This is a genomic window from Mycobacterium sp. TH-M25 (genome assembly GCF_057473665.1).
Genome location: NZ_JBYCLA010000121.1, coordinates 1 through 4,263 on the forward strand (window position 1 = coordinate 1; position 4,263 = coordinate 4,263).

3 protein-coding genes and 1 pseudogene are annotated in these 4,263 nt (G+C 67.3%); all 4 read right to left on the reverse strand.

Annotation, left to right across the window (positions count from 1 at the left end; genetic code table 11):
- Positions 1 to 46: 46 nt before the first annotated feature.
- Positions 47 to 1,024, reverse strand: coding sequence for a DNA-binding protein WhiA (gene whiA, locus AC2VOU_RS04190; protein WP_486956216.1), 978 nt, complete (start codon positions 1,022 to 1,024; stop codon positions 47 to 49).
- Positions 1,025 to 1,073: 49 nt separating this feature from the next.
- The gene (locus AC2VOU_RS04195) at positions 1,074 to 3,017 is read right to left on the reverse strand and encodes a DEAD/DEAH box helicase (protein ID WP_486956217.1); all 1,944 of its coding nucleotides are present in this window, start codon (positions 3,015 to 3,017) and stop codon (positions 1,074 to 1,076) included.
- A complete protein-coding gene (locus tag AC2VOU_RS04200) occupies positions 3,014 to 3,703 on the reverse strand; it encodes a hypothetical protein (RefSeq protein WP_486956218.1) in 690 nt (229 codons plus the stop codon). Before AC2VOU_RS04200 ends, AC2VOU_RS04195 begins: the two co-directional genes overlap by 4 nt.
- 71 nt (positions 3,704 to 3,774) lie before the next feature.
- Positions 3,775 to 4,263: pseudogene (locus tag AC2VOU_RS04205) on the reverse strand (hypothetical protein); the annotation flags it as partial.

A 4,263-nucleotide genomic window follows, 5' to 3' on the forward strand; every position in this document is an offset into this window, starting at 1 on the left:
GGCACGGTGGCGAGCTCGAGCACCGTGACACGGGTTTCGTGGTCCATCAGACGGCGGCCCCGGTGAGCGTGGTGGTGGAGCTGGCGACCAGGTGCGCGGTCTTTCTCTGACCCTCACCGAGCGTTAGCAGGCGGCGTAAGCGTCCTGCCACAGCGTCTTTGGTCATCGGGGGATCGGCGAGCTGGCCCAGCTCTTCCAGTGAGGCACTGCGGTGCTGTATGCGCAGCCGGCCGGTGTAGGCCAGGTGCTCGGGGGCGGTGTCGCCGAGGATTTCGAGAACCTGCTCGACGCGCTCGCAGGTTGCTGCGGCGGCATGAGCGGACCGGCGCATGTTGGCTTCATCGAGATTTGCCAGCCGCGCAGCGGTGGCGTACATGGTGTGCTGGCTGCAGCGACGTTCCCACGCGATGCGGGTCTCGTCGGCCCCGATGCGGGTGAGCAGCATCCCAACATCGGCCGGGTCGCGCAGCACGACACTGGACCTGCCACGGGATTCACGCACCAACGGCGCCAGCCCGATGCGGCGAGCGCAGCTGGCCAGGGCATAGGCGGCCTCCGGCCCTGGGCACACCAGGGATATTCCGGAGTTTCGACCGGGACCGCGCAGCGTTCCCACGGCCATGATCGCTCCGCGCCAGGCGGCGCAGACCTCACCGATGGACCCACCAACGACGGCTGGGGGAAGCCCGGCAACCATGCGTCCGCGGCGGTCGATCATGCCGGCCTGGCGGGCCAGCGCCGCTCCGCCCTCGGCGACCCGCACCCGGTAGCGCGCATCGCGGCGCAGACCCGTGACGCTGTGCACGGTGACAACGGCGTTGTGGCCGTAGGCTGTCGCGATCTCACGGCGCAAGTGGCGGGCCAATGAACTGCTATGCACGACCACTTCGACGGCCAAACCCGTCCGGCAAACGCGCAGATCCCCGGCCAGTCGCAGGATTGCGGCTAGCTGCGCCGCTCGGGCTCCGCTCTGCGTCAACGGAACCCGGCTCAATTCGTCACGAACTTCGCTGGTAAGTGACATCGGCTTGGCCTTTCGTCGGTGATGTGTCAGCGGTATGCGGCTGAGCAGGTCAGGCTGCGGGTTCGTTATCTCGTCCTGCGCGGGACAGATGGGGGAACCAGCGATCGGCCTGGGCCAGGGCGATCAGGTCGGACAGGTCACGGCGGTCCATCTCGCCGGCGTCAGGGATTCCGAGGCGGCTGGCCAGTGCGACCTGCGGTGCGGTCGGGTCCGACCGGGCGGCATCACGCAGGTGTCCCGGGAACATCGCGTTAGCCAACTGGTCGGCGGTGGCCAAATCGAACCCCTGCAGGTAACAGCTGGGTCCGGGCTCGGACCACTGGCCGTCCACGCCGATCCAATACATGCGGTGCACGGTGGTGTCGAAAAACCCGTAGGCCCAGTCGTTCCCGGGCCGTGTCCCGGGAGCCCCGCGCATGTCGGCCAGCAAAAGTGTGCCTTTGGAGCCGTCAGCGCGGTACACCGGCCGTACCAGACCGCGCGGGTGCGAGGTCCAGCGGATGGTGTTGGTGCGCACCGACCACGAGGCGTCGGTGTGGCGGCGCTGAGGCAACTCCCGCGTGATCCCACTGACCGGGTCGAAGCTGGTCAGCGGATCAACACGATGGGTGTCGCACTGGCACCCGCAGCGGCACAGGCCGAACGCCTGAGTGCATGTGCAGGTGCACGGCACCGCGGAGGTTTCCGGAACGCTCATATCCGATCCGACGCCCTGCCCGGCGCAGTCACAGTTGCATCCGCAGCCAACGCCGGTGCACGACAGTGCACAGTCGCCGGCGCAGGGCTGTTCGCAACCGCAGCCGAGTCCCTGTTCGCGCTGGTGGCGGATCTCGGCGTCGAGCTGGGTCTTGACGATCAGTCCCAGTGACCCGGCGCCGACCAGATCGATGACGAGCGCGTTCTCTTTGATCGTTCCGTCGTCGAAGGTGTGTGGGCGTAGTGCCCGGCCCACACACTGGACCAGTCGAGTCTGGCTTTTGGTCGGGCGGGCCAGCACCACGACCTCGCAGCGGGGGAAGTCGGCCCCCTCGGTGAGCACGTCGACGGTGACGAGCACCTGAGCCTGCCCGGAGCGGAAGCGGCGATAAATGCCATCACGGGTCCGGGTGGATGTTGATCCTACGACGACTTCGACGGTAATGCCTTGCGCGACAAGCAGCGTGGCCAGTTGCTCGCAGTGGACCAGAGAAGCCCCGAACACGATGGTGGACCGGCCACCGGTCCTGGTCATCACGGCGTCCACGGTCGCGTTGAGCGTGGTGTCACGCATCATCGCCTCTTCGGCCGATTCGTCGGTGAATTCACCGCCGCGTCCGGTGGTCAGGATCGACGAGTCGATGCCGACGTCCACCGTCACGCCCTCGGGGCGCAGCAGGAACCCGTTCTCGATTGCCCATGCGAGGTCGCGCTCGAAAACGACCTCTTGCCAGACCGTACGCAGCGGCGGCTCACCTTTGCCGGGGTCGCTGCGGGTCATGGTGGCGGTGAATCCGGCGCGGCGGCCGCCGAGGTCATGGACGTGGTCGAGAACCTTGCGGTAGGTCGTTGCCACCGCATGATGAGCCTCGTCGACGATAACGAGATCGCGCACTCCCAGTCGGGACAACGATTTTTCGCTCTGCAGGGATTGCACTGTGGCGGAGACGATCTGGGCTCCCGGGTCGCCGCGGTGCGGTCCGCCGATCCTGGCCGGTACCGGTCCGCCCGGGTTTACCGCCACCACCGCATCGGCCATCTGCTCGATCAACTCGTTGCGGTGTGCCACCAGCAGGACCCGGCCTCCTGCAACCACATCGCGGCGGGTCAGCTCGGCGATCACCGTGGTTTTTCCCGAACCGGTCGGAAGTACGACGGCAGGTCCAATCACGTTGCGCGAGAAAGCCTCTAAAACCGCGTCAGCGGCTTCGACTTGGTACTCGCGCAGCACTCGCGGGGTTGCCGGTGAGGGCGCGGTTGTCGGAAATCCGGCCGGAACGAGCAATGTCGATGTCATGGACGCCCCCAGCCGCCACAGCACAGCACGTAGTCCCCGCCAGTGAGAAACTGCCCGTCGGCCGCAGCCACGGTGACAGCACGTTCGGACACCTCGCCGGCACTCGCAACTGCGGTGATGTACCGCCGCCCTCCGTGGCGAGGCACGATCCGGTGACCGAATCCGGCTCGCTCGAACTCGGGAATCCCGCCCAGCGAGCGCACCAGCGACGCGAATGCCGCTGTGGCCAGTACCGAAGCTGAGGCGGGCAGAGCGGCTTTGCCGCCGAGCATCCCCGCCAGAACGTCACGGCGGACGTCGATTCCGTTGATCAGGTAGGGCACCAGCTCGGCCTCGGATTCGACGAGCCCGCTGCGCAGCTCCTCGCCGAACGTCATCGGATCCACGGCGGTGGGTCCAACCGGAAGGAAGGCCACCGGCTCGGTCAGCCGGATCGACCAGCGCGCGGTTCCATCGGGCAGAGCCAGGTTCGCGGCGATGTCGCAGCTGCGGTAGTAGCCCTCGTTCCCGGTTGCTCCGTCGAGCGCCAGCCACAACTGCTCGGTCGTGGCGAGTGCACGGGCGCCATCGGCAAACGACACGTCGACAGTGGGCCGGATCCCGTGGTCGGAGATCCCGGTGATGACCGTCGGATGTCCGTCGGAGCCGAAAACGCCGTCACCGATAGATAAGTCCGATGTCGGCACGAACCCACCAGGGGTGGGTACTACCGTGTCCGCACCGATACCCGCGTGAATCGTCTCGGCGGGTATCGCGGTCACAGGACCGGAGCGGGCAGGTGGTCCAGCCATGCCGGGGCAACGCCCGCCGCTGTGGCCGCCAATGCCACGGCCAGCCGAATTCCGACCGCGCCGCGCAGCATCGGGGTGACGGCCCCGCCGCCGGTGGCGGTCCACGGGGTGACCACGGTCGCCAAGTGATAAGCCGCAAGCGAGTGCCGGCCGTTATGGATCAGCACACGCCCCGGGTCGTGTGCACGGACCAGATGGTGCAACAGATGAAAATCCGCGGCCTCGATCCGCAGGGCCGTCAGCATCACTGCGCCCCAGTTCGGCCCGTAAAGCTCTCCCAGCACTTGTGCGCTGACAGCCAGGCGGCGCAGCCGCGAGACGAGCCGCACATCAGAGCAGGACTTCGAGCAGTTCCACTCTTCGTCAGCGCCTGTGGCCGTCAGTACCTCCAGAAGCGTTGCGGCGATGGTTACGTCGCGTGACGTTCCCAGCACGGCGCACCGCAGGCAGGTGGC